This is a genomic window from Citrobacter sp. TBCS-14, from assembly GCF_005280805.1.
Lineage (GTDB): Bacteria > Pseudomonadota > Gammaproteobacteria > Enterobacterales > Enterobacteriaceae > Citrobacter > Citrobacter gillenii.
Genome location: NZ_SZWM01001345.1, coordinates 83,484 through 109,012, shown reverse-complemented (window position 1 = coordinate 109,012; position 25,529 = coordinate 83,484). Strand labels below are relative to the sequence as shown.

The 25,529-nt window shown below is 54.7% G+C and carries 20 protein-coding genes; 15 read left to right on the top strand and 5 right to left on the bottom strand.

Annotated features, from left to right (window positions below; all coding sequences use genetic code 11):
* Positions 1–32: 32 nt before the first annotated feature.
* Positions 33–1,775 (top strand): gamma-glutamyltransferase, encoded by a 1,743-nt coding sequence (gene ggt, locus FDX22_RS28260; RefSeq protein ID WP_146718104.1) that lies wholly within the window; start codon positions 33–35, stop codon positions 1,773–1,775.
* A 47-nt stretch (positions 1,776–1,822) separates the two neighbouring features.
* On the opposite strand, the gene FDX22_RS28255 is transcribed toward ggt, so the two are convergent.
* Together FDX22_RS28255 and yhhY are read right to left on the bottom strand one after the other, a co-directional pair.
* Positions 1,823–2,707, bottom strand: coding sequence for a hypothetical protein (locus FDX22_RS28255; protein ID WP_117342612.1), 885 nt, complete (start codon positions 2,705–2,707; stop codon positions 1,823–1,825).
* A 44-nt stretch (positions 2,708–2,751) separates the two neighbouring features.
* The gene (yhhY, locus tag FDX22_RS28250; protein ID WP_096759242.1) at positions 2,752–3,240 is read right to left on the bottom strand and encodes an N-acetyltransferase; all 489 of its coding nucleotides are present in this window, start codon (positions 3,238–3,240) and stop codon (positions 2,752–2,754) included.
* A 471-nt stretch (positions 3,241–3,711) separates the two neighbouring features.
* Between yhhY and FDX22_RS28245 the strand changes: the two genes are divergently transcribed.
* From FDX22_RS28245 to gntU, 5 genes are all read left to right on the top strand, one after another.
* Positions 3,712–4,749, top strand: a complete 1,038-nt coding sequence (locus FDX22_RS28245) for an oxidoreductase (RefSeq protein ID WP_137399872.1) — start codon at positions 3,712–3,714, stop codon at positions 4,747–4,749.
* Positions 4,750–4,872: 123 nt separating this feature from the next.
* The gene (gene yhhW / locus FDX22_RS28240; protein ID WP_115257283.1) at positions 4,873–5,568 is read left to right on the top strand and encodes a quercetin 2,3-dioxygenase; all 696 of its coding nucleotides are present in this window, start codon (positions 4,873–4,875) and stop codon (positions 5,566–5,568) included.
* Between the two features lie 128 nt (positions 5,569–5,696).
* Positions 5,697–6,692, top strand: a complete 996-nt coding sequence (gene gntR / locus FDX22_RS28235) for a gluconate operon transcriptional repressor GntR (protein ID WP_096759245.1) — start codon at positions 5,697–5,699, stop codon at positions 6,690–6,692.
* Positions 6,693–6,832: 140 nt separating this feature from the next.
* Positions 6,833–7,363: a gluconokinase gene (gntK, locus tag FDX22_RS28230; protein WP_096759246.1), complete on the top strand. Its 531-nt coding sequence runs from the start codon at positions 6,833–6,835 to the stop codon at positions 7,361–7,363.
* Positions 7,363–8,703: a gluconate transporter gene (gene gntU, locus FDX22_RS28225; protein WP_115257284.1), complete on the top strand. Its 1,341-nt coding sequence runs from the start codon at positions 7,363–7,365 to the stop codon at positions 8,701–8,703. The genes gntK and gntU overlap by 1 nt, the downstream gene beginning before the upstream one ends.
* An 88-nt stretch (positions 8,704–8,791) precedes the next feature.
* Here the strand turns inward: gntU and FDX22_RS28220 are convergent, their stop codons facing one another.
* Together FDX22_RS28220 and yhgN are read right to left on the bottom strand one after the other, a co-directional pair.
* Complete coding sequence (locus tag FDX22_RS28220; RefSeq protein ID WP_146718103.1) at positions 8,792–9,238, bottom strand: hypothetical protein; 447 nt, start codon at positions 9,236–9,238, stop codon at positions 8,792–8,794.
* Between the two features lie 740 nt (positions 9,239–9,978).
* Complete coding sequence (gene yhgN, locus FDX22_RS28210) at positions 9,979–10,572, bottom strand: NAAT family transporter YhgN (RefSeq protein ID WP_003023480.1); 594 nt, start codon at positions 10,570–10,572, stop codon at positions 9,979–9,981.
* Positions 10,573–10,762: 190 nt separating this feature from the next.
* Here yhgN and asd point away from each other — a divergent pair, with 190 nt between their 5' ends.
* From asd to glgP, 6 genes are all read left to right on the top strand, one after another.
* A complete protein-coding gene (gene asd / locus FDX22_RS28205; protein WP_096759248.1) occupies positions 10,763–11,869 on the top strand; it encodes an aspartate-semialdehyde dehydrogenase in 1,107 nt (368 codons plus the stop codon).
* 313 nt (positions 11,870–12,182) lie between these two features.
* Positions 12,183–14,366 (top strand): 1,4-alpha-glucan branching enzyme, encoded by a 2,184-nt coding sequence (gene glgB / locus FDX22_RS28195; protein ID WP_146718102.1) that lies wholly within the window; start codon positions 12,183–12,185, stop codon positions 14,364–14,366.
* Complete coding sequence (gene glgX / locus FDX22_RS28190) at positions 14,366–16,339, top strand: glycogen debranching protein GlgX (protein WP_117342471.1); 1,974 nt, start codon at positions 14,366–14,368, stop codon at positions 16,337–16,339. Before glgB ends, glgX begins: the two co-directional genes overlap by 1 nt.
* A 17-nt stretch (positions 16,340–16,356) precedes the next feature.
* Positions 16,357–17,652, top strand: coding sequence for a glucose-1-phosphate adenylyltransferase (glgC, locus tag FDX22_RS28185; protein ID WP_115257287.1), 1,296 nt, complete (start codon positions 16,357–16,359; stop codon positions 17,650–17,652).
* Complete coding sequence (glgA, locus tag FDX22_RS28180; protein WP_115257288.1) at positions 17,652–19,085, top strand: glycogen synthase GlgA; 1,434 nt, start codon at positions 17,652–17,654, stop codon at positions 19,083–19,085. The genes glgC and glgA overlap by 1 nt, the downstream gene beginning before the upstream one ends.
* A 19-nt stretch (positions 19,086–19,104) precedes the next feature.
* Positions 19,105–21,552: a glycogen phosphorylase gene (gene glgP / locus FDX22_RS28175; protein ID WP_115257289.1), complete on the top strand. Its 2,448-nt coding sequence runs from the start codon at positions 19,105–19,107 to the stop codon at positions 21,550–21,552.
* Between the two features lie 180 nt (positions 21,553–21,732).
* Here the strand turns inward: glgP and glpD are convergent, their stop codons facing one another.
* Entirely contained in the window at positions 21,733–23,241 is a 1,509-nt protein-coding gene (glpD, locus tag FDX22_RS28170; RefSeq protein WP_096759254.1) for a glycerol-3-phosphate dehydrogenase, read from the bottom strand.
* 191 nt (positions 23,242–23,432) lie between these two features.
* Here glpD and glpE point away from each other — a divergent pair, with 191 nt between their 5' ends.
* The 3 genes from glpE to FDX22_RS28155 all read left to right on the top strand — a co-directional run bounded on the left by glpE (position 23,433) and on the right by FDX22_RS28155 (position 25,526).
* Positions 23,433–23,759, top strand: coding sequence for a thiosulfate sulfurtransferase GlpE (glpE, locus tag FDX22_RS28165; protein WP_096759255.1), 327 nt, complete (start codon positions 23,433–23,435; stop codon positions 23,757–23,759).
* Between the two features lie 103 nt (positions 23,760–23,862).
* Entirely contained in the window at positions 23,863–24,693 is an 831-nt protein-coding gene (gene glpG, locus FDX22_RS28160; protein ID WP_137362557.1) for a rhomboid family intramembrane serine protease GlpG, read from the top strand.
* Between the two features lie 74 nt (positions 24,694–24,767).
* Entirely contained in the window at positions 24,768–25,526 is a 759-nt protein-coding gene (locus FDX22_RS28155) for a DeoR/GlpR family transcriptional regulator (RefSeq protein ID WP_096759257.1), read from the top strand.
* Positions 25,527–25,529: the final 3 nt, after the last annotated feature.

The following is a 25,529-nucleotide window of genomic DNA, read 5'->3' as shown; positions in this document are numbered from 1 at the left end:
GGGGCAGAACCCCGTACATCTGGAGAATAACGATGATAAAACCGACGTTTATACGCCGGGTAGCCATTGCTGCTCTGCTCTCAGGAAGCTGTTTCAGCGCGGCTGCCGCACCGGCTGCGCCGCCAGTATCATATGGCGTGGAAGAAGATGTGTTCCATCCCGTGCGCGCGCAGCAGGGGATGGTTGCCTCCGTGGATGCGATGGCCACGCAGGTTGGGGTAGATATCTTAAAGCAGGGGGGGAACGCGGTAGATGCTGCCGTGGCCGTGGGGTATGCACTGGCGGTGACGCATCCCCAGGCGGGGAACCTGGGCGGCGGTGGATTTATGCTGCTGCGCACCAAAGACGGGAATACGACCGCTATCGATTTCCGTGAAATGGCGCCGGCTAACGCCACGCGTGATATGTTCCTCGACGATCAGGGCAATCCGGACAGTAAAAAATCGCTAACCTCGCATCTGGCTTCCGGCACGCCGGGGACCGTGGCCGGATTCTCGCTGGCGCTGGAGAAATACGGCACCCTGCCGCTCAACAAAGTGGTACGCCCGGCGATGAAGTTGGCGGCAGAGGGGTTTGTGGTAAACGATGCGCTGGCTGACGATCTCAAAACCTACGGCAGCGAAGTGATCCCCAACCACGAGAACAGCAAAGCTATTTTCTGGAAAGACGGCGAACCGCTAAAAAAGGGCGACAAGCTGGTACAGAAAAACCTGGCGAAAAGCCTCGAGATGATTGCCGAGAATGGCCCGGATGCGTTTTATAAAGGGGCGATTGCCGATCAGATAGCCGAGGAGATGAAGAAGAACGGCGGGCTGATGAGCAAAGTCGATTTAGCTGCTTATAAAGCCGTGGAGCGTAAACCGATTAGCGGCGACTATCGCGGATACCAGGTCTTCTCGATGCCGCCCCCGTCCTCTGGCGGTATTCATATCGTGCAGATCCTTAATATTCTCGAAAACTTCGATATGAAGAAATACGGATTTGGCAGCGCCGATGCCATGCAGGTAATGGCGGAGGCGGAGAAGTATGCTTACGCCGACCGCTCTGAATACCTTGGCGATCCGGATTTTGTGAAGGTACCGTGGCAGGCGCTGACCAACAAAGCGTATGCCAAATCGCTTGCCGAGCAGATCGATATCAATAAAGCCAAACCCTCCAGTCAGATCAAACCGGGCAAGCTTGCCCCGTACGAAAGTAACCAAACCACCCACTTCTCGGTGGTGGATAAAGACGGCAACGCCGTGGCGGTGACCTATACCCTGAACACCACCTTCGGCACCGGTATTGTGGCGGGTAACACCGGTATTCTGCTCAATAACGAAATGGATGACTTCTCTGCCAAACCGGGTGTCCCGAACGTTTACGGGCTGGTGGGCGGTGATGCCAACGCGGTAGGGCCGAATAAGCGCCCGCTGTCGTCCATGTCGCCGACCATCGTAGTGAAAGACGGCAAAACCTGGCTGGTTACCGGCAGCCCTGGCGGCAGTCGTATTATCACTACTGTGCTGCAAATGGTGGTCAACAGCATTGATTTTGGAATGAACGTCGCCGAAGCCACCAATGCACCGCGTTTCCATCATCAGTGGTTGCCGGATGAGCTGCGCATCGAGAAAGGCTTCAGCCCGGACACCATCAAACTGTTGGAACAGAAAGGGCAAAAAGTCGCGCTCAAAGAGGCGATGGGCAGCACCCAGAGCATTATGGTCGGGCCGGATGGCGCACTGTATGGCGCGTCTGACCCACGCTCCGTGGATGATTTAACGGCGGGGTACTAAGGTGAATGGCCTACATCGTGCTATACGCTGTAGGCCTTATCTGTCAGCTAGGGAACGTACTGTTGCTGTGATTCAGACCAGCGATATATGCGACTGCTTTTATCCTCAAGGTTAACACGCTCTACGTCATAAAAACCGGCGGTCTTTGCCGTGCGTATTTTCAGGATGTACTTACTTTCGCTGATGTCGTGCTGTCGCGTTCCGTCCTGATTCCAGTCCCCGGCGATATCCTGATATTGGTAAACAAGGTTGGAAAACACGTTGATTATCTTGTTGTCTTTAATCGCGTAGAGCTCCAGCACTTCATAAAATGCACCGCCGCCGGAATACGCATTTGAGTACCCGCCGCGTACCCCGAATGCCAGGGTATCGGGTGCGATCCGATAAGGGGCCAGATCCAGTTTGGTGTAATAAGCCAGCGGTTTGACGGACTCATCATCACTCTGCGCTTCGGCGTTTTCATTCCACGTTGAGAGCTGGTCCAGCGGTTTTTCTGAACGTGCGATCGGCTGCAACTGTTGATTCTGCCAGGAAAAAACGCCGAGATATAATTTATTGACGCGGCTGGTGCTGTAATTTTCCGGACAGCCGTTATCTGCGCGTTTCCTGGTTTGTTCTGCCTCTGCCTGATTATCGGCAAAACAGGCGACGCCAATGTATTTCCCGTTTTTGCCCCAGGCTTTGGCACCGGTCATAATCAGGTTTTTGGGGTCTTCATTCGGCGCAACCCAGCTAATCCATTGCGCTACCTCTAACCCTTGCGGCAGTTCACCAAACCCTTTGGCGGGCGTTGCCCCCATCATTTGCTCGGCGAAAATCTGCTTACCTTCCGGATGTTGAATGGCGTTGGGGATGGAATCCACATTTTGTACGGTCGTGGCGTAGCCGGGGGAAATCGTTGCCAGCAGAACCAGCGATAAAACCTTTTTCACGATGCGTCCTTTCAATAAAAAGGGCGAGATGACTCGCCCAACCATTACTTCACGCGCGCCATAAAGTACGCATCAACGTACTCACCGTTGCGCAGGCCATATTTCTTACCGGTCCCTTCGATTTCAAAGCCATACTTTTTGTACACCGCCACAGCAGGCTCATTATCGACAAACACCGTCAGCTCAATGCGCTCGACGCGCAGCCAGTTGTCGCACATGTCGATCATGGTGCGGATGAGCGCGCTGGCGACGCCGCGATTTTGCCAGCGGGCATCTACGCAGATCCCAAAATCAGCGACGTGACTGCGGCGCGGGCGCTGGGTGACTTCAATGCATAAGTGCCCCACGACAATATCATCAATGCAGGCAACCAGTTGTTTGACACCGGTGCGCTCGGCGAGCCGTTCTTGCCACATCTCCATGGAAGGATGAGGAACCTGTAGCGTATTGTGATACACCTCCGGCTGGGCATGGATTTGACGAATGGCGTCGTAATCTTTCTTTTCAGCGTGGCGTATCACTATCTCACTCATTCCTTATCTCCTGCAGGGTTAATTGTGTATTTACACTCGCTGAGAAAGAAAAATCCGTCAACTGCATTTTTTTTGCAAAAAGAAGTAGACAAGTGCGAATGAGAATGATTATTATTGCTCTGCGTTCAGGGGAACCCTACGGAGAACCTGAAAGCACGACATTGCTCACATTGCTTCCAGTATTACTTTAGCCAGCTTTTGCTGGCTTTTTTTTTGGGGTTTTGTTTCAGCCTGGCTTACTTGCCATTTTGTCCCCGGGAAGTGCTCGTGCTCCTCACGTACATTTAGTACGCTCCGGGTCCTGCGCGCCTGCCGTGAACAAACTGACCGCGACGCCGCCGGCCGATCTTGAGGCTACTGCTTTTGTAGGCCGGATAAGACCACGCCGCATCCGGCACGATGACAGGATGGATTCAGTCTCCCCCCACTTTGCGCTATGGTGTAGGTAATCACCTTCAAAAGGATTGCCTCATGACCTTACACTGCGCATTCATTGGGTTTGGTAAAAGCACCACCCGCTACCATTTACCGTACGTTCTCAACCGCAAAGACAGCTGGCACGTGGCGCATATCTTCCGTCGTCACGCCAAGCCGGAAGAGCAGGCACCGCAATATTCACACATCCACTTTACCAGCGACCTCGACGAGGTATTAAACGATCCGCAGGTGAAGTTGGTGATCGTCTGCACACATGCAGACAGTCACTTTGAATACGCAAAGCGTGCGCTGGAAGCGGGTAAAAACGTGCTGGTGGAGAAACCGTTCACACCAACACTGGCAGAGGCAAAAGCGCTGTTCGAACTGGCGCAAAGCAAGGGGCTGATCGTTACGCCGTACCAGAATCGTCGCTTCGATTCCTGCTTCCTCACCGCCAAAAAGGCGATTGAGAGCGGCAAGTTGGGCGAGATTGTTGAAGTGGAGAGCCATTTTGACTACTACCGCCCGGTGGTGGAAACCCAGCCGGGTCTGCCGCAGGACGGCGCATTCTATGGGCTGGGCGTACACACCATGGACCAAATTATCTCGTTGTTTGGTCGCCCCGACCACGTTGCCTATGACATCCGTAGCCTGCGCAACAAAGCGAATCCTGATGATACCTTTGAAGCGCAGCTGTTCTACGGTGACCTGAAGGCTATCGTCAAAACCAGCCACCTGGTGAAAATCGACTATCCGAAGTTTATCGTTCACGGCACTAAAGGCTCGTTTGTGAAGTACGGTATCGACCAGCAGGAGACCAGCCTGAAGGCCAATATTATGCCGGGGGAACCCGGTTTTGCCGCCGATGATTCAGTGGGTGTGCTGGAATATGTCAACGATGATGGCATTACGGTGAAAGAAGAGATGAAACCGGAAGTGGGCGACTACGGCCGCGTCTATGATGCGCTGTATCAGTCGCTGACCACCGGTACGCCTAATTACGTCAAGGAATCTGACGTTCTTACTAACCTCGAGATCCTCGAGCGCGCCTTTGAACAGGCAACGCCTGCCACGATAACCCTCGCCAAATAGCGCTAAGTGACGCCTCTGGGCTTGTTCATTTTTTTTGAACAGAGGCGTCAATTTTCACCCTCTATGATCCCTGAGTGATTGAGTCCACACTGACTCCATCGAAAACATCTGGGGGTGAACACAATGATCTTCTTACGCAAAGCAAACGACCGTGGTCATGCAAATCATGGCTGGCTCGATTCCTGGCATACCTTTTCGTTTGCCAACTACTATGACCCGAATTTTATGGGGTTTTCGGCACTGCGCGTGATTAACGATGACGTGATCGACGCAGGCCAGGGCTTTGGTACGCATCCCCATAAAGACATGGAAATCCTGACCTACGTACTGGAAGGTGCGGTGGAGCATCAGGACAGCATGGGTAACAAAGAGCAGGTACCTGCAGGTGAATTCCAGATTATGAGCGCCGGGACGGGGATCCGTCACTCGGAGTACAACCCAAGCGACACCGAGAAGCTGCACCTGTATCAGATTTGGATCATCCCGCAGGAAAACGGCATTACGCCACGCTACGAGCAGCGCCGTTTTGATGCCGCGCAGGGCAAACAGCTAGTGCTGTCGCCGGATGCGCGTGACGGTTCGCTGAAGGTTTACCAGGATATGGAGCTGTACCGCTGGGCGCTGCTCAAAGATGAGCAATCGGTACATCAGATAGCCGCGGAACGCCGCGTGTGGATCCAGGTCGTGAAAGGCAATGTCACCATCAACGGAACCAAAGCGTCCACCAGTGATGGTCTGGCAATCTGGGATGAACAGGCCATTTCGATTCATGCCGACAGCGACAGCGAAGTGTTACTGTTTGACTTGCCGCCTGTATAACGTGCTGTAACCCTTGTAGGCCGGATAAGACGCGACAGCGTCGCCATCCGGCTTTTCATCGTTTGTCATTAAATCCGCACGTCCGTGGTAAACTCGGGGAATCTATCCCTTTTTAACGCTTCAGGACGATGAAAAAGAAAAGACCCGTACTTCAGGATGTAGCCGACCGCGTGGGCGTGACCAAAATGACGGTCAGTCGCTTTTTGCGCAACCCGGAGCAGGTCTCCGTGGCGCTGCGGGGCAAAATTGCCGCTGCACTTGATGAGCTGGGTTATATTCCCAATCGTGCTCCTGATATCCTTTCAAATGCTACCAGTCGTGCTATCGGCGTGCTGTTACCCTCTCTCACCAACCAGGTTTTTGCTGAAGTGTTACGCGGCATTGAGGCTGTGACTGACCGCCACGGTTATCAGACCATGCTGGCGCACTACGGCTATAAGCCCGAGATGGAGCAGGAACGTCTGGAGTCAATGCTATCGTGGAATATCGATGGCCTGATCCTCACCGAACGCAGCCACACCCCGCGTACATTGAAAATGATCGAAGTGGCGGGGATCCCGGTGGTTGAACTGATGGACAGCCAGTCTCCGTGTCTTGATATCGCCGTCGGTTTTGACAACTTCGAAGCCGCCCGCCAGATGACCGCCGCCATTATCGCGCGTGGGCATCGCCACATTGCCTATCTGGGAGCGCGTCTGGATGAACGAACTATCATCAAACAGAGGGGCTACGAGCAGGCCATGCGCGACGCCGGTCTGGTGCCGTATAGCGTGATGGTGGAACAATCTTCTTCCTATTCGTCTGGCATTGAGCTTATCCGTCAGGCGCGGCGTGAATACCCGCAGCTGGACGGTGTGTTCTGTACTAACGATGATCTGGCGGTCGGGGCGGCATTTGAATGCCAGCGCTTAGGGCTGAAAATTCCGGATGATATGGCGATCGCTGGTTTCCACGGTCATGACATCGGGCAGGTGATGGAACCGCGTCTGGCGAGCGTGCTCACGCCGCGTGAACGGATGGGCAGCATTGGCGCTGAGCGTCTGCTGGCGCGTATCCGCGGTGAAGCAGTCACACCTAAAATGTTAGATTTAGGTTTCACCTTGTCACCGGGCGGATCTATTTAAGCCGACAAGTTTGACGTAGCTCACACTTATACACTTCGAGCACGAATGGATATTGCTTCTCCATTTGTCCGGCTTGACAATGTTACCGATAACAGTTACCCGTAACAATTCCTGATTCTTGTACCAGTGGGGGCAACGCTTTGAGCACGACTAATCATGATCACCACGTTTACGTTCTGATGGGCGTATCGGGCAGCGGTAAATCTGCTGTCGCCAGCGAAGTGGCGCATCAACTGCAGGCCGCGTTTCTTGATGGCGATTTTCTCCATCCGCGCAGCAACATCACGAAAATGGCCGCCGGTGAGCCGTTGAACGACGACGACCGTAAGCCGTGGTTACAGGCGCTCAATGACGCCGCCTTTGCGATGCAGCGTACCAACAAGGTCTCGCTGATCGTGTGTTCTGCGCTGAAAAAACACTATCGCGACCTGCTTCGCGAAGGCAATCCGAATCTCTCTTTCATCTACCTGAAAGGGGATTTCGACGTGATTGAAAGCCGCCTGAAAGCGCGCAAAGGTCACTTCTTCAAAACGCAGATGCTGGTTACCCAGTTTGATGCGCTGGAAGAACCGGGTGCGGACGAAAGCGATGTACTGGTGGTGGATATCGATCAACCACTGGACGGTGTGGTAGCGAGCACCATTGAGGTTATAAACCAAGGCAGTAAGTAGTGACTACATTAACGCTTGTTTTAACAGCAGTAGGGTCTGTTTTATTACTGCTGTTTTTAGTAATGAAGGCGCGTATGCACGCCTTCGTTGCTTTGATGGTGGTGTCTATTGGTGCAGGTCTCTTTTCCGGTATGCCGCTCGATAAAATCGCGGCCACCATGGAAAAAGGGATGGGGGGCACGCTGGGCTTCCTGGCGATTGTGGTCGCTCTCGGTGCCATGTTCGGTAAGATTTTGCATGAAACGGGCGCGGTCGATCAGATTGCCGTCAAAATGCTGAAATCCTTTGGTCACAGTCGCGCGCACTATGCGATTGGCCTGGCCGGTCTGATTTGCGCATTACCGTTGTTCTTTGAAGTGGCGATTGTGCTGCTGATAAGCGTGGCGTTCTCGATGGCGCGCCACACCGGTACCAACCTGGTTAAGCTGGTCATTCCGCTGTTTGCGGGCGTGGCGGCAGCGGCGGCGTTTCTGCTGCCGGGGCCCGCGCCGATGCTGCTGGCTTCTCAGATGCACGCCGACTTTGGCTGGATGATCCTGATTGGCCTGTGTGCGGCGATCCCTGGCATGATTATCGCCGGGCCGCTGTGGGGCAACTTCATCAGCCGTTACGTTGAGCTGCACGTGCCGGAAGACATTACCGAGCCGCATCTGGGCGAGGGGAAAATGCCATCCTTCGGCTTCAGCCTGTCGCTGATCCTGCTGCCGCTGGTACTGGTGGGTCTGAAAACCATCGCCGCACGCTTTGTGCCGGTCGGTTCTTCAACCTACGAATGGTTCGAGTTTATCGGTCACCCGTTCACCGCGATTCTTGTGGCGTGCCTGGTGGCGATTTACGGCCTGGCCATTCGCCAGGGGATGCCAAAAGACAAAGTGATGGAGATCTGCGGTCATGCGCTGCAACCGGCGGGGATTATTCTGCTGGTGATCGGTGCTGGTGGCGTATTCAAGCAGGTGCTGGTGGATTCTGGTGTCGGTCCGGCACTGGGTGAAGCATTAACCGGAATGGGCCTGCCGATTGCCATCACCTGCTTTGTGCTGGCAGCGGCGGTGCGTATCATTCAGGGTTCTGCAACCGTGGCCTGCTTAACGGCGGTCGGTCTGGTGATGCCGGTGATTGAACAGCTGAACTTCTCCGGCGCGCAGATGGCGGCCCTGTCTATCTGTATCGCGGGTGGCTCTATCGTGGTCAGTCACGTGAATGACGCCGGTTTCTGGCTGTTCGGTAAGTTCACTGGTGCGACCGAAGCGCAAACGCTGAAGACCTGGACGATGATGGAAACCATCCTCGGCACGGTCGGTGCAATTGTCGGTATGATTGCTTTCCAGCTATTGAGCTGAGGGCATTGCCCGGTGGCGCTTGCGCTTACCGGGCCTACAAACGAGCACATTTCCTCACCGTAGACCGGGTAAGCGCTACCCGGCTTTTTTATAGCACGACCAACCCTTCTTCTGTTTTCAGCCAGCGCGGCGCTTTTAGCGTATCGGCGAAATATTCCACCAGATCCTGCAGTAAGTCACCCGCCACGCGTTCCATCTCGTCAGACAGCGTTTTACTCATCAGCAGGTGCGTTAATAACTGACAGTAGCGCCCCATCTGGTCGGGTTCAGGCTCAAAGAGCGGAGAACGGGTGGGGAATGTTTCCACCGTCAGGCTGGCGTGCAGGTGATGCGGCACCGGTTCTGTCAGGGTCGGTTGCAATAACGCGAGGCAGGCCGACAGCCGTGCGCAAATCGCCAGTTTTTCAACCGGGTCATGGCATTCAACAAGTCCTTCGACAAAACGCTCGCAGTTATCCGCCAGCTCGGTGAAATCTGTGGCATGGCTAAAGGGCAGGGTAAATAAAGAGTGTGAAAAGAGAGGGGTAGTCGCCATAGGGCAGCCTCCAATGAGTCAAATTTTACCACCACCTAAGGGACCAACCTTTTGGTGGCGGGCTGAACGGAGTTGGTCCTACCGGCCTCATTGGATACCGGCGCGTCTTACGACGCCACCGTCTAGCCCACCATAGAGGTGTAACTGGTCGCACGATAAAAGTGATTTTATCGCGAATGAGGTAATCAGGGGACCAATCCCGGCACCTGATTTTGCAGGAGCAGCGAGAAGATAATGCTAATCCGCGATGCTGACAAGAGCGTATTCCGGAAGGCGCTTCGCAGAAATGAAAATACGCTTTTTCAGCGGTTTAAAAGCATAAGGAATACCTGAAATTACAGCGGTGCCGTTGACCCGGCTGAAAATCGCTGAGTCGTTTCCTTAACGCCGGGGCGACGCGCAAGGATGCGCGGCGAGGGCGCTGTTTGCATGGACGCTACCTGCGCCCGTCCACGGAAGCGGGAAGGAATAAGATGAGGGAACCGCGAAGCGGCGATTTTCCTGCCGGAGAGCCGGGATTGTTAAGGGGGCTGCGTAGCCCCCTTAACACGTTCACCGGTGACGAGATCTCAGAGAAGCAATGAACATAACGTGAACGGAACCGTTCTCTGAAATACCATGCTCTCCAGCTTCAAAACGGTTGCCCGGTGGTGCTTGCGCTTACCGGGCCTACAAACGAGCACACATCCACATCGTAGGCCGGGTCAGGCGAAGCCGCCACCCGGCGTAATATGAGTGCGTCACCCCTTCATCCACATCCGTACGCCATCGAGGAACATCTGGGTTGCCATCATCACCAGAATCAGCCCCATCAGGCGCTCGAGCGCGTTAACCCCTTTCTCACCCAGCAGGCGCAGGAACAGCGACGACTGCAATAAAATCACAAACGTTCCGCCCCAGGCGATCAGCAGGGCAATCACCAGATGTCCCATCTGATTCGGGTACTGATGCGACAACAGCATCAACGACGCCAGGATGGTGGGGCCCGCCACCAGCGGAATGGCCAGTGGAACGATAAACGGCTCTTCGCCTGCGGGCAGTCCGGTGCTGTTACCGGTGGCGCTGGGGAAAATCATCTTGATGGCGATCAGGAACAAAATGATGCCCCCGGAGATCGACACGGTTTCCGCGCGCAGGTTAAGAAATGCCAGAATTTTCTCGCCCGCAAACAGGAATATCAGCATCACCAGCAGCGCAATAAACAGCTCGCGAATCATAATTGCGCGACGGCGTTTCGGTTCAGTATGTTTCAATACGGACATGAAAATGGGCAGATTTCCGAGTGGATCCATAATCAGGATCAATAAAACTGCCGCTGAAATGATTTCATTCATAACTCAAATTCCCTGATAATTACCGCGGACTTTCTGCTTGCGAGCGCAGCGGGATAAGTCGCATTACTGATGGCTTCGCTATCATTGATTAATTTCACTTGCGACTTTGGCTGCTTTTTGTATGGTGAAGGATACGTCACAGGATAATGGCGTACATACACAGCACACATCTCTGCAGGAAAAAAACGCTATGAAAAATGTTGGTTTTATCGGCTGGCGCGGTATGGTCGGCTCTGTACTCATGCAACGCATGGTAGAAGAACGCGACTTCGACGCCATTCGCCCTGTTTTCTTTTCTACTTCCCAGCTTGGGCAGGCGGCACCGACGTTTGGTGCGACCTCCACCGGCATGCTTCAGGATGCATTTGATCTCGATGCGCTGAAGGCGCTCGACATTATTGTGACCTGTCAGGGCGGCGATTATACCAACGAAATCTATCCAAAGCTTCGTGAAAGCGGTTGGCAGGGTTACTGGATTGACGCGGCCTCTTCACTGCGCATGAAAGACGATGCCATCATTATTCTCGATCCGGTTAACCAGAATGTGATCACCGATGGTCTGAACAACGGCATCAAGACGTTTGTCGGCGGTAACTGCACCGTTAGCCTGATGCTGATGTCACTCGGCGGTCTGTTCGCCAACGATCTGGTGGACTGGGTGTCCGTGGCGACCTACCAGGCGGCTTCCGGCGGCGGCGCGCGTCATATGCGTGAACTGCTGTCGCAGATGGGCCATCTGTATAGCCATGTGGCCGATGAACTGGCGACCCCTTCTTCTGCTATCCTCGATATCGAACGTAAAGTGACAACCCTGTCCCGTAGCGGCTCCCTGCCGGTTGATAACTTTGGCGTCCCGCTGGCCGGGAGCCTGATTCCGTGGATCGACAAACAGCTCGATAACGGCCAGAGCCGCGAAGAGTGGAAAGGGCAGGCGGAAACCAACAAAATTCTTAACACGTCTTCCGTGATCCCGGTAGATGGTCTGTGCGTGCGCGTCGGCGCACTGCGCTGCCACAGCCAGGCGTTCACGATTAAACTGAAAAAAGATGTGTCGATTCCGACCGTGGAAGAACTGCTGGCCGCGCACAATCCGTGGGCGAAAGTGGTGCCAAACGATCGGGATATCACCATGCGTGAGTTAACTCCAGCGGCCGTTACCGGTACGTTGACCACGCCAGTCGGTCGTCTGCGTAAGCTGAATATGGGGCCGGAGTTCCTGTCAGCCTTTACCGTGGGCGATCAGCTGCTCTGGGGTGCTGCGGAACCATTGCGCCGGATGCTGCGTCAGCTGGCGTAATGCGGGACTGCCGGATAAGCATATCGCCATCCGGCAGACACAGACCGTGTTTAAACATTGGGTGCTGAGTCGCCCTTTTTTTTGCGTAATACAGGAGTAAGCGCAGATGTTTCATTTTTTACCGGGAGTAAGATAAAGCATTGGCTATTCTTTAAGAGTGACTTAATACCGGAGGTATTAAGTTGTTGCCTGAAGGTGGGACGACGCAGAGAGGATGCACAATTGTGCTGCGTCGTTCAGGTCAAAAAAAGTGTCACTACCTGATGTCGAAAATCAGTTGGAAGGGGTGACACCATAAAACAGGATGACAACCATGTCCGTTCGTATCGATAGAGACGTGATTAATGCGCTAATTGCAGGCCATTTTGCGGATCCTTTTTCCGTACTCGGTATGCACCAAACTGACGCCGGACTTGAAGTCCGTGCTCTTTTACCTGACGCCACCGAAGTGTGGGTGATCGAACCAAAAACCGGACGCAAAGTCGGCAAGCTGGATTGCCTCGACCCTCGCGGTTTTTTCTGTGCTGTAATTCCCCGCCGTAAAAATTTCTTTCGCTATCAGCTGGCTGTTGTCTGGCATGGACAGCAGAATCTGATCGATGACCCTTACCGTTTTGGCCCGCTTATTCAGGATATGGATGCCTGGTTGTTGTCCGAAGGGACGCATCTGCGCCCGTACGAAACGCTGGGCGCACATGCGGATACCATGGATGGCGTGACCGGCACGCGATTTTCCGTCTGGGCACCGAACGCACGACGCGTTTCGGTAGTAGGACAGTTCAACTACTGGGACGGTCGCCGCCACCCGATGCGCCTGCGCAAAGAGAGCGGAATCTGGGAGCTGTTTATCCCCGGTGCACAGCAGGGGCAGCTGTACAAATACGAGATGATCGATGCCAACGGTCATTTGCGTGTTAAAGCCGACCCGTATGCCTTTGAAGCGCAAATGCGTCCGGAAACGGCGTCGGTGATCTGCGGTTTGCCCGAAAAAGTGGTGCAAACGGAGGAACGCAAAAAAGCCAACCAGTTTGATGCGCCGATCTCTATCTACGAAGTGCATCTGGGCTCGTGGCGTCGCCATACGGACAACAACTTCTGGCTGAGCTATCGCGAACTGGCGGATCAACTGATCCCCTATGTGAAGTGGATGGGCTTTACCCATATTGAGCTGTTGCCGGTTAGCGAGCACCCGTTTGACGGCAGTTGGGGCTATCAGCCGACCGGCATGTATGCACCGACCCGACGCTTCGGCACGCGCGATGACTTCCGCTATTTTGTGAATGCTGCGCATCAGGCGGGGCTGAACGTGATCCTCGACTGGGTACCCGGTCACTTCCCGTCGGATGACTTCGGCCTGGCTCAGTTTGACGGTACCAGCTTGTATGAGCACAGCGACCCGCGCGAAGGCTATCACCAGGACTGGAACACGCTGATCTACAACTACGGTCGCCGTGAAGTCAGTAATTATCTGGTGGGTAACGCCCTGTACTGGATTGAGCGCTTTGGTATTGACGCGCTGCGCGTGGATGCCGTGGCGTCGATGATTTACCGCGATTACAGCCGCAAAAACGGCGAGTGGATCCCGAACGAATTCGGCGGGCGTGAGAACCTCGAAGCCATCGAATTTTTGCGTAATACCAACCGTATTCTTGGCGAACAGGTACCGGGCGCGGTGAGTATGGCGGAAGAGTCGACCGACTTTGCCGGTGTATCAAGACCGCAGGACATGGGAGGCTTAGGTTTCTGGTACAAGTGGAACCTCGGCTGGATGCACGACACGCTGGACTACATGAAGCTGGACCCGGTTTATCGCCAGCACCATCACGATAAGCTGACCTTCGGCATGCTGTACAACTACACCGAGAACTTTGTGCTGCCGCTGTCACACGATGAAGTGGTGCACGGTAAGAAATCGATCCTCGACCGCATGCCGGGCGATGCGTGGCAGAAGTTTGCCAACCTGCGCGCCTACTATGGCTGGATGTGGGCCTTCCCGGGTAAGAAGCTGCTGTTTATGGGTAATGAGTTTGCCCAGGGCCGTGAATGGAACCACGACGCCAGCCTCGACTGGCATCTGCTGGAGGGGGGGGATAACTGGCACCACGGTGTACAGCGTCTGGTGCGCGACCTGAACCACACTTATCGTCATCACAAAGCGCTGCATGAACTCGACTTTGACGGCTATGGTTTTGAATGGCTGGTGGTCGATGACAACGAACGGTCGGTGCTGATTTTTGTTCGTCGTGATAAAGCCGGTAATGAAATTATCGTTGCCAGCAACTTTACGCCGGTACCTCGCCACGGCTACCGCTTTGGCATCAATCAACCGGGCAAATGGCGAGAAATCCTCAACACAGACTCGATGCATTACCACGGTAGCAATACCGGCAACGGCGGCGCAGTACAAAGCGATGAAATTGCCAGCCACGGTCGCCAGCATTCACTGAGCCTGACGTTGCCGCCGCTGGCCACGATTTGGCTGATGCGGGAGGGGTGATGACACAACTGGCAACCGGCAATGCCACCCCCCATGGTGCAACGTATGACGGCCATGGCGTTAATTTCACCCTTTTTTCGGCGCATGCCGAGCGCGTCGAACTGTGCATATTCGATGAGCAAGGCTGTGAGCATCGCTATGATTTGCCGGGGCGTAGCGGTGATGTCTGGCACGGCTATCTGGCCGATGCCCGGCCCGGTTTGCGCTACGGTTACCGCGTACATGGTCCGTGGCAGCCGCAGCAGGGACACCGTTTTAACCCGGCGAAACTGCTGATTGACCCCTGTGCGCGCCGGGTCGACGGCGAGTTAAAAGATAACCCGCTGCTGCACGGTGGAATGAACGAACCGGATCATCACGATAACGCGGCGATTGCCCTGAAAAGCGTGGTGGTGTCAGACCATTATGACTGGGAAGACGATGCCCCGCCGCGCACGCCGTGGGGCAATACCGTTATCTACGAAGCGCATGTTAAAGGGCTGACGTATCTGCACCCGGACATTCCGCAACAGATTCGTGGCACTTACAAAGCGCTCGGTCATCCGGTGATGATCGACTATTTCAAGCGTCTCGGCATTACTGCGCTGGAACTGCTGCCCGTGGTGCATTTCGCCAGCGAGCCGCGACTGCAGCGGCTGGGGCTGTCGAACTACTGGGGCTACAACCCGGTAGCCATGTTTGCACTGCATCCGGCCTATGCCTGCTCACCTGAACACGCGCTGGATGAGTTTCGCGATGCCGTCAAAGCGCTACACAAAGCGGGGATTGAGGTCATTCTCGATATCGTTTTGAACCACAGCGCTGAGCTGGATCTTGAAGGGCCGGTCTTCTCCCTGCGCGGAATTGATAACCGTAGCTATTATTGGATCAGGGACGATGGTGATTACTACAACTGGACCGGCTGTGGGAACACCCTCAACCTGAGCCATCCCGGTGTCGTGGAGTATGCGTGTGAATGCCTGCGCTATTGGGTGGAAACCTGCCATGTGGACGGTTTTCGTTTTGATTTAGCATCCGTCATGGGGCGTACGCCTGCGTTTCGTCAGGATGCGCCGCTGTTTACCGCAATCCAAAACTGCCCGCTGCTTTCAGGCGTTAAGCTGATTGCGGAGCCGTGGGATATCGGTGAAGGCGGGTATCAGGTTGGGAATTTTCCCCCGCCGTTTGCTGAGTGGAATGACCATTTCCGCGATGCAAGTCGACGCTTCTGGCTCCAGCGTAATCTGCCCCTTGGGGAGTTTGCCGGACGTTTTGCGGCTTCCAGCGACATGTTTAAACACCCTGGTCGCAAACCCAGCGCATCGGTCAATCTGGTGACGGCGCACGATGGTTTTACGCTGCGTGACTGTGTGTGCTTCACAAATAAGCACAATGAAGCGAATGGTGAGGAAAATCGCGACGGCACTAGCAATAACTACAGCGACAATCATGGTAAAGAAGGATTAGGCGGCACGCTGGACCTGATTGAACGGCGACGCGACAGCATGCATGCCCTGTTGACGACGTTGCTGCTTTCTCAGGGTACACCGATGTTGCTGGCGGGAGATGAACATGGTCATAGCCAGCACGGTAACAATAACGCTTACTGCCAGGATAACGCCTTAACCTGGCTGGACTGGCAGCAGGCAAACAGCGGGCTAACCACATTCACCGCCGCGTTGATTCATCTTCGCCAGCAGATCCCTGCCTTAACAGACGATCGCTGGTGGGAAGAGGGCGACGGCAATGTGCGTTGGCTGAACCGATACGCACAACCCTTAAGTGCGGATGAGTGGCAAAACGGCCCGAGGCAGATGCAGATCCTGCTCTCAGACCGTTTTCTGATCGTGATAAACGCCACGCTTGAGGTGACAGATATCGTTTTACCTGAAGGGGAATGGCATGCCGTTCCTCCATTTGCCGGAGAGGATAATCCGGTTATTACGGCTGTCTGGCAGGGACCTGCGCACGGACTGTGTGTGTTCCAAAGATGATAAAAAAGGAGTTAGTCATGGTGAGTTTAGAGAAGAACGATCGTGTAATGTTGGCGCGCCAGCTGCCATTAAAATCTGTTGCCCTAATCCTGGCCGGTGGTCGTGGTACCCGCCTGAAAGATTTAACCAACAAACGTGCTAAGCCTGCCGTGCACTTTGGCGGTAAGTTCCGCATTATCGATTTTGCTTTATCCAACTGCATTAACTCCGGGATCCGCCGTATTGGCGTGATCACCCAGTACCAGTCCCACACGCTGGTGCAGCATATTCAGCGCGGCTGGTCGTTCTTCAGTGAAGAGATGAACGAGTTTGTCGATCTGCTGCCTGCTCAGCAAAGAATGCAGGGTGAAAATTGGTATCGCGGTACGGCAGATGCGGTCACCCAAAACCTGGACATCATTCGACGCTATAAAGCGGAATATGTGGTGATCCTCGCGGGCGATCATATCTACAAACAGGACTATTCGCGCATGCTGATCGACCATGTCGAAAAAGGCGCACGCTGCACCGTGGCCTGTATGCCGGTGCCGATTGAGGAAGCCAGCGCCTTTGGCGTCATGGACGTCGACGACAGCGACAAAATCATCGAATTCGTGGAAAAACCGGCGAATCCACCGGCTATGCCAAACGATCCGACTCGATCCCTTGCCAGTATGGGGATCTATGTTTTCAACGCCGATTATCTGTATGAATTACTTGAAGAAGATGATCTCGATGAAAACTCCAGCCACGACTTTGGCAAAGATATCATCCCGAAAATTACCGCAGCTGGCATGGCTTATGCACATCCATTCCCTAAATCCTGCGTACAGTCAGACCCGGAATCCGAGCCGTACTGGCGCGACGTTGGGACGCTGGAAGCCTACTGGAAGGCTAACCTCGATCTGGCGTCGGTTACCCCGGAACTGGATATGTACGATCAGGACTGGCCGATTCGCACACACATGGAATCACTGCCGCCGGCGAAGTTTGTGCAGGACCGCTCCGGTAGCCACGGCATGACGCTGAACTCGCTGGTCTCTGGCGGCTGTATTATTTCCGGTTCGGTGGTGGTGCAGTCCGTTCTGTTCCCGCGGGTGCGGGTGAATTCTTTCTGTAACATTGATTCGGCAGTGTTGTTACCTGAAGTGTGGGTCGGGCGTTCATGCCGCTTACGCCGCTGTATCGTTGACCGTGCCTGCGTCATCCCTGAAGGCATGGTGATTGGTGAAAACGCGGAAGAAGATGCACGTCGTTTCTACCGTTCAGAGGAAGGTATTGTGCTGGTCACGCGTGAAATGCTGCGCAAACTGCAGATCAAACAGGAGCGATAATGCAGGTTTTACACGTATGTTCAGAGATGTTCCCCCTGTTAAAAACCGGGGGACTGGCAGATGTTCTTGGCGCGTTGCCGGCCGCGCAAATTGCCGATGGCGTGGATGCCCGCGTCGTGCTCCCGGCGTTTCCGGATATCCGTCGCGGCATTCCTGATGCGCAGGTCGTGACGCGGCGCGATACCTTTGCCGGACGTATCACGCTGCTGTTCGGCCATTACAACGGCGTCGGTATTTACCTGATTGACGCGCCGCACCTCTACGACCGTCCCGGCAGCCCGTATCACGATACTAACCTGTTTGCTTACTCTGATAACGTCCTGCGCTTTGCGCTGCTCGGCTGGGTGGGATGCGAAATGGCCTGCGGGCTTGATCCATTCTGGCGCCCGGATGTGGTGCATGCGCACGACTGGCATGCAGGTCTGGCCCCGGCGTATCTGGCGGCACGCGGCCACCCGGCGAAATCGGTGTTCACCGTGCACAACCTGGCCTATCAAGGCATGTTTTATGCAAAGCATATGGATGACATCCAATTGCCATGGTCATTCTTTAATGTGCATGGACTGGAGTTCAACGGGCAGATTTCTTTCCTGAAGGCGGGGTTGTACTACGCCGACCATATTACGGCGGTTAGCCCGACCTACGCGCGGGAAATCACCGAGGCGCAATTTGCCTATGGAATGGAGGGATTGTTGCAGCAGCGTCATCGTGAAGGACGTCTTTCCGGCGTGCTGAACGGCGTTGATGAAAACATCTGGAGTCCGGAAACGGACCTGCTACTGGCATCGCGCTACACGCGTGACTCGCTGGAAGACAAAGCCGAGAACAAGCGTGAACTGCAGATTGCGATGGGGCTTAAGGTTAACGACAAAGTGCCGCTTTTTGCAGTCGTGAGCCGCCTGACCAGCCAGAAAGGGCTGGATCTGGTGCTGGAAGCGCTGCCCGGTTTACTGGAGCAGGGCGGACAGTTAGCGTTACTTGGTGCGGGCGATCCGGTGTTGCAGGAAGGTTTCCTGGCGGCAGCGGCAGAGCATCCTGGCCAGGTGGGTGTACAGATTGGCTATCATGAGGCCTTCTCGCACCGCATTATGGGCGGGGCTGACGTTATTCTGGTGCCCAGTCGCTTTGAGCCGTGTGGCTTAACACAATTGTATGGACTGAAGTACGGTACGCTACCGCTGGTGCGGCGTACCGGTGGGCTGGCTGATACGGTGTCCGACAGTTCGCTGGAAAACCTGGCGGACGGTATCGCCAGTGGGTTTGTATTTGAAGATAGTAATGCCTGGTCGCTGTTGCGGGCAATCCGGCGTGCTTTCGTGTTGTGGTCGCGCCCTTCGCTCTGGCGGTTTGTACAACGTCAGGCAATGGCCATGGATTTTAGCTGGCAAGTCGCGGCGAAATCCTACCGTGAGCTTTACTATCGCTTGAAATAGATATCCAGGAATCACCTATATGAATGCTCCATTTAGTTATGCATCGCCCACACTCAGCGTAGAGGCTCTTAAGCATTCTATCGCCTACAAGCTGATGTTCACGATTGGCAAAGATCCGGTCATTGCCAACAAACATGAGTGGCTGAACGCCACGTTGTTCGCGGTGCGCGATCGCCTCGTGGAGCGCTGGCTGCGTTCTAATCGTGCGCAATTATCTCAGGAAACCCGCCAGGTCTATTACCTGTCAATGGAGTTTCTGATTGGCCGCACGCTTTCCAATGCGCTGTTATCGTTGGGAATTTATGACGATGTCAAAAATGCGCTGGAAGGCATGGGGTTGGATCTCGAAGATCTGATCGACGAAGAAAATGATCCCGGCCTCGGTAACGGCGGCCTCGGGCGTCTGGCAGCCTGCTTCCTCGACTCGCTGGCGACGTTAGGCCTGCCGGGCCGCGGCTACGGTATTCGCTACGACTACGGCATGTTCAAGCAGAATATTGTTGATGGCCGACAGAAAGAGTCGCCGGACTACTGGCTGGAATACGGTAACCCGTGGGAGTTCAAACGCCACAATACGCGCTACAAGGTGCGCTTTGGTGGCCGTGTTCAGATGGAAGGCAAGAAGATGCGCTGGGTCGAGACCGAAGAGATCCTCGCGGTAGCATACGACCAGATTATCCCGGGCTACGACACTGACGCGACCAATACGCTGCGCCTGTGGAATGCTCAGGCCAGTAGCGCAATCAACCTCGGTAAATTTAACCAGGGCGACTACTTTGCGGCGGTGGAAGATAAAAACCACTCTGAGAACGTCTCCCGCGTACTGTATCCGGATGACTCCACCTATTCCGGGCGCGAGCTGCGTCTGCGCCAGGAGTACTTCCTGGTCTCCTCGACGATCCAGGATATTTTGAGCCGCCATTATCAGCTGCACAAAACCTACGACAACCTGGCGGATAAAATCGCCATTCACCTCAACGATACCCACCCGGTGTTGTCGATCCCTGAGCTGATGCGCCTGCTGATTGATGAGCACAAGTTTAGCTGGGACGATGCGTTTGAGGTCTGCTGCCAGGTGTTCTCGTACACCAACCACACGCTGATGAGCGAAGCACTGGAAACCTGGCCGGTGGATATGCTGGGCAAGATCCTGCCGCGCCATCTGCAAATCATCTTTGAGATTAACGACTACTTCCTGAAGACGTTGCAGGAGCAGTATCCGAACGATACCGGCCTGCTGGGACGTACCTCGATCATTGATGAGTCCAACGGCCGCCGCGTGCGTATGGCGTGGCTGGCGGTGGTGGTCAGCCATAAAGTAAACGGCGTGTCTGAGCTGCACTCCAACCTGATGGTGCAGTCGCTGTTTGCTGATTTTGCGAAAATCTTCCCGACGCGTTTTTGCAACGTCACCAACGGCGTGACGCCGCGCCGCTGGCTGGCGCTGGCCAACCCGCCGCTTTCTGAGGTGCTGGACGAGAACATTGGCCGTACCTGGCGAACCGATCTCAGCCAACTCAGCGAGCTGGAACAGCATTGTGATTACCCTCTGGTGAACCAGGCCATACGCCGTGCGAAGCTGGAGAATAAAAAGCGTCTGGCGACGCTTATCGCCCAGCAGCTTAACGTGGTGGTGAACCCGAAATCGCTGTTTGATGTGCAGATCAAGCGTATTCATGAGTACAAACGCCAGCTGATGAACGTGCTGCATGTGATCACCCGCTACAACCGCATCAAGGCCGATCCTGACGCCGAGTGGGTGCCGCGCGTGAATATCTTCGCCGGTAAGGCCGCGTCGGCCTATTACATGGCGAAGCACATCATCCATCTGATCAACGATGTGGCGAAAGTGATCAACAACGATCCGCAGATTGGCGACAAGCTGAAGGTGGTGTTCATCCCGAACTACAGCGTCAGTCTGGCGCAGGTGATCATTCCTGCCGCCGACCTGTCTGAGCAGATTTCACTGGCCGGGACCGAAGCCTCCGGGACCAGTAACATGAAATTTGCGCTGAACGGTGCGTTGACCATCGGTACGCTGGACGGAGCCAACGTCGAGATGCTGGAGCATGTGGGTGCGGAGAATATCTTTATCTTCGGGAATACCGCTGAAGAGGTGGAGGCCTTGCGTAGCAAAGGTTACAAGCCGCGCGAGTATTACGAGAAAGATGAGGAACTGCATCAGGTGCTGACGCAAATTGGCAGCGGGGTCTTCAGTCCTGAAGAGCCGGGACGCTATCGCGACCTGGTGGATTCGCTGATCAACTTCGGTGACCACTATCAGGTGCTGGCGGATTATCGTAGCTATGTCGATTGTCAGGACAAGGTTGATGAACTGTACCGCGAGCCGGAGCAGTGGACCACCAAGGCAATGATTAACATCGCCAACATGGGCTACTTCTCATCGGACAGAACCATCAAAGAGTACGCCGAGAACATCTGGCATATTGATTCAGTACGGTTGTAACAAGAGATAGGGCTACCTGTAGGCCGGATAAGGCGTTAGCCGCCATCCGGCAAAATGCCCGGTGGCGTGACGCTTACCGGGCCTACAGGGCGCTCGTTGCCGGGGGCGCTTCGCTTCCCGGCCTACGTTAATGCACTCTTGTAGGCCGGATAAGGCGTCAGCCGCCATCCGGCATTTTTATCAAGACGCCAGCGACAGCTGGTGTTTTTCAACATACTCGGCCAGCCATTGGGTCATGCGTGCCTGCTGCTCAGCGTTCAGCCACATGCCTTCTTTCGTGCGGCGCCACAGCGCATCGTCGGCGCGGCGTACCCATTCGTGATCGACCAGATACTTCAGCTCTGCCTCATAGAACTCGTGCCCGAAGTCTTCGCCTAACTCAGCAAGCGAGGTCGCCTCGCCGATGATCCACTCGGTGTTGCTGCCGTAGGTGCGCGAGTAGTGGCGCGCCAGTGATTCGGTCAGGAACGGATAGCGACGGCGCAGTTTTGCCGCGTAATCTTCGCGATCGCCGCCGATGTCACCGCCAGGCAGGATGCACTCTTTGGTCCATGCCGGACCTATGCCCTGATAGTACGACGACAGTTTTTCCATCGCGTGCTCGGCCAGTTTACGGTAGGTGGTTAACTTGCCGCCGAAGACTGACAGCAGCGGCGCTTTGCCGTTTTCGTCGTGGATATCCAGCGTATAATCGCGGGTAATAGCCTGCGGCGAGTCGGACTCGTCATCGCACAGCGGGCGTACGCCCGAGTAGGTCCAGACGATATCCTCGCGGCCCAGCTGTTTCTTAAAGTGTGCGTTGTAGACCTGCAGCAGATAATTGATTTCGCTGTCGTCAATTTTCACTGCTTTAGGATCGCCTTTGTATTCGACGTCGGTGGTGCCGATAATTGAGAACTCATCCATCCACGGAATGACAAACACAATACGTTTATCTTCGTTTTGCAGGATGTATGCCTGTTTCTGGGTGTGTACGCGCGGCACCACAATGTGGCTGCCTTTAATCAGGCGGATACCGTAAGGTGAAGGCAGGTGCATACCGTCGTCGAAGAACTCTTTCACCCACGGACCGGTGGCGTTAACCAGGCCGCGAGCCTGCCAGGTGTGTTTCTTGCCGGTATCGATATCTTCCGCTTCGACAATCCACAGACCGTTTTCACGACGAGCGGAGGTGGCGCGAGTACGGGTTAATACTTCCCCGCCTTTACGCACAACCATTTGGGCATTTGCCAAAACTAGCCGTGCATCGTCTACCCAACAGTCAGAATATTCGAAACCGCGCACAATCTCGGGTTTCATCACAGAATCTGCGCCAAAACGCAAACCAGTGGAACTCGGTAAACTGGTGCGTTTGCCCAGATGATCGTACATAAACAGACCAATACGGATCATCCAGGCCGGACGCAGGTGTGGGCGATGGGGCAGACGAAAGCGCATCGGGAAGGCGATATGCGGTGCCATCTTCAACAGGACTTCACGTTCAGCCAGCGCTTCGCTGACCAGACGAAATTCGTAGTGTTCCAGGTAGCGCAGGCCACCGTGGATGAGTTTGGAGCTGGCGGAGGAGGTTGCACAGGCTAAATCCTGCGCTTCCAGCATCAGCACGGATAAACCGCGTCCAGCGGCATCTGCCGCGATACCGGCACCGTTGATGCCTCCACCTATCACAATCAGATCTTTGGTTTCCATGCTGGCCTCTCGCACTTTCGTTATAGCTCATTAATGTTCGTTATCGAGCATAATAGCAAAGAATCGCGCCATTGGTAACATCGGATAAACAATTTACAGTGATACATATAACATTATGGCGTTTACCTGTGCAGGCGACGTACACTGCCAGGTAATATTGGTTACCTGCATAGAAATAATAAGAGAACATCATGGATCAGTTTGAATGTATCAATGTCGAAGAAGCCCATCAGAAGCTGCTGCACGGAACGGCGGTGCTGGTGGATATCCGCGATCCGCAAAGCTATGCCATGGGCCATGCGCCACAGGCGTTTCACCTGACTAACGACACGCTGGGTTCCTTTATGCGTGACCATGATTTTGATACCGTTGTGCTGGTGATGTGTTACCACGGCAACAGCAGTAAAGGTGCGGCACAATATCTGCTTCAGCAGGGGTACGATGCGGTGTACAGCATCGACGGTGGATTCGATGCCTGGCATCGACATTTTCCTGCGGAAGTGACGTTTGGTGCGTAAGCCCGACGCTACAGTGAAGTATGGCGGATATAACAAAGATGCAGCCTGAAACGGGTAGTGTCGATATACTGTCCTCTTTTGTGTGGATGAAGCGACAGCAACGATGTTGATGATTACCTCTTTTGCTAACCCCCGCGTGGCGCAGGCCTTTGTTGATTATATGGCGACACAGGGCGTTATCCTGACGATTCAGCAACATAGTCAAACGGATGTCTGGCTGGCGGATGAGTCCCAGGCTGAACGCGTGCGCGCTGAGCTGGCGCGTTTTCTGGAAAACCCAGGCGACCCGCGTTACCTGGCGGCCAGCTGGCAGTCCGGCCAAACCGACAGTGGCCTGCACTATCAACGTTTTCCGTTTCTTGCCACGCTGCGCGAACGCGCCGGCCCGGTCACCTGGGTGGTGATGGCCGCGTGTGTGCTGGTGTTTATCGCCATGAATGTGGTGGGCGATCAAACGGTGATGCTGTGGTTAGCGTGGCCGTTCGATCCCTCGCTGAAATTTGAATTCTGGCGTTATTTCACCCACGCTTTTATGCACTTCTCGCTGATGCACATCCTCTTCAACCTGCTGTGGTGGTGGTATCTCGGCGGGGCGGTAGAAAAGCGGTTGGGCAGCGGAAAACTGATCGTTATTACCGTTATCAGCGCCCTGCTGAGCGGCTATGTGCAGCAGAAATTCAGCGGCCCGTGGTTTGGTGGGTTGTCTGGCGTGGTGTATGCGTTGATGGGCTATGTGTGGCTACGCGGCGAACGCGATCCGCAAAGCGGTATTTTCCTGCAGCGTGGTTTGATTCTCTTTGCCTTGATTTGGATTGTTGCCGGTTGGTTCGATCTGTTTGGTATGTCGATGGCGAACGGCGCACATATGGCTGGCCTGGCCGTTGGTCTGGCTATGGCATTGGCAGACACGCTCAATGTGCGAAAACGAACTTGAATGAGAGTGTTGTGATAGCAAACTGTAGGCCGGATAAGCGTTAGCGCCATCCGGCAAAATTCCAGGGAACAATAATGAAACAAACACAACGACATGACGCGATCATTGAACTGGTAAAAAAACAGGGATACGTCAGCACTGAGGAGTTGGTGGAGCATTTCTCCGTCAGCCCACAAACGATTCGCCGGGACCTTAACGACCTGGCCGATCAGAACATGATTTTGCGCCACCACGGCGGCGCGGCGTTGCCCTCCAGCTCGGTGAATACCCCCTGGCATGATCGTAAGGCCACGCAGACGGCAGAAAAAGAGCGCATTGCCCGTAAGGTCGCCACGCAGATCCCGAACGGCTCCACGTTGTTTATTGACATTGGTACCACGCCGGAAGCCGTCGCTCACGCGCTGCTGAACCATAGCAACTTGCGTATTGTGACCAACAACCTCAACGTGGCCAATACGCTGATGGTGAAAGAGGATTTCCGCATTATTCTGGCCGGGGGCGAACTGCGTAGCCGCGATGGCGGCATTATGGGCGAAGCCACCCTCGACTTTATTTCACAATTTCGTCTGGATTTCGGTATTTTGGGGATCAGCGGTATCGACAGCGATGGTTCATTGCTGGAATTTGATTACCACGAAGTCCGCACCAAACGCGCCATTATTGAGAATTCACGGCATGTAATGCTGGTGGTGGATCATTCGAAGTTTGGTCGAAATGCAATGGTGAATATGGGCAGCATCAGCATGGTGGACGCCGTGTATACCGACACCCTGCCGCCTGCGGGCGTGATGCAGGTGATTGCCGACCACCATATTCAGCTGGAGTTGTGCTAAGCC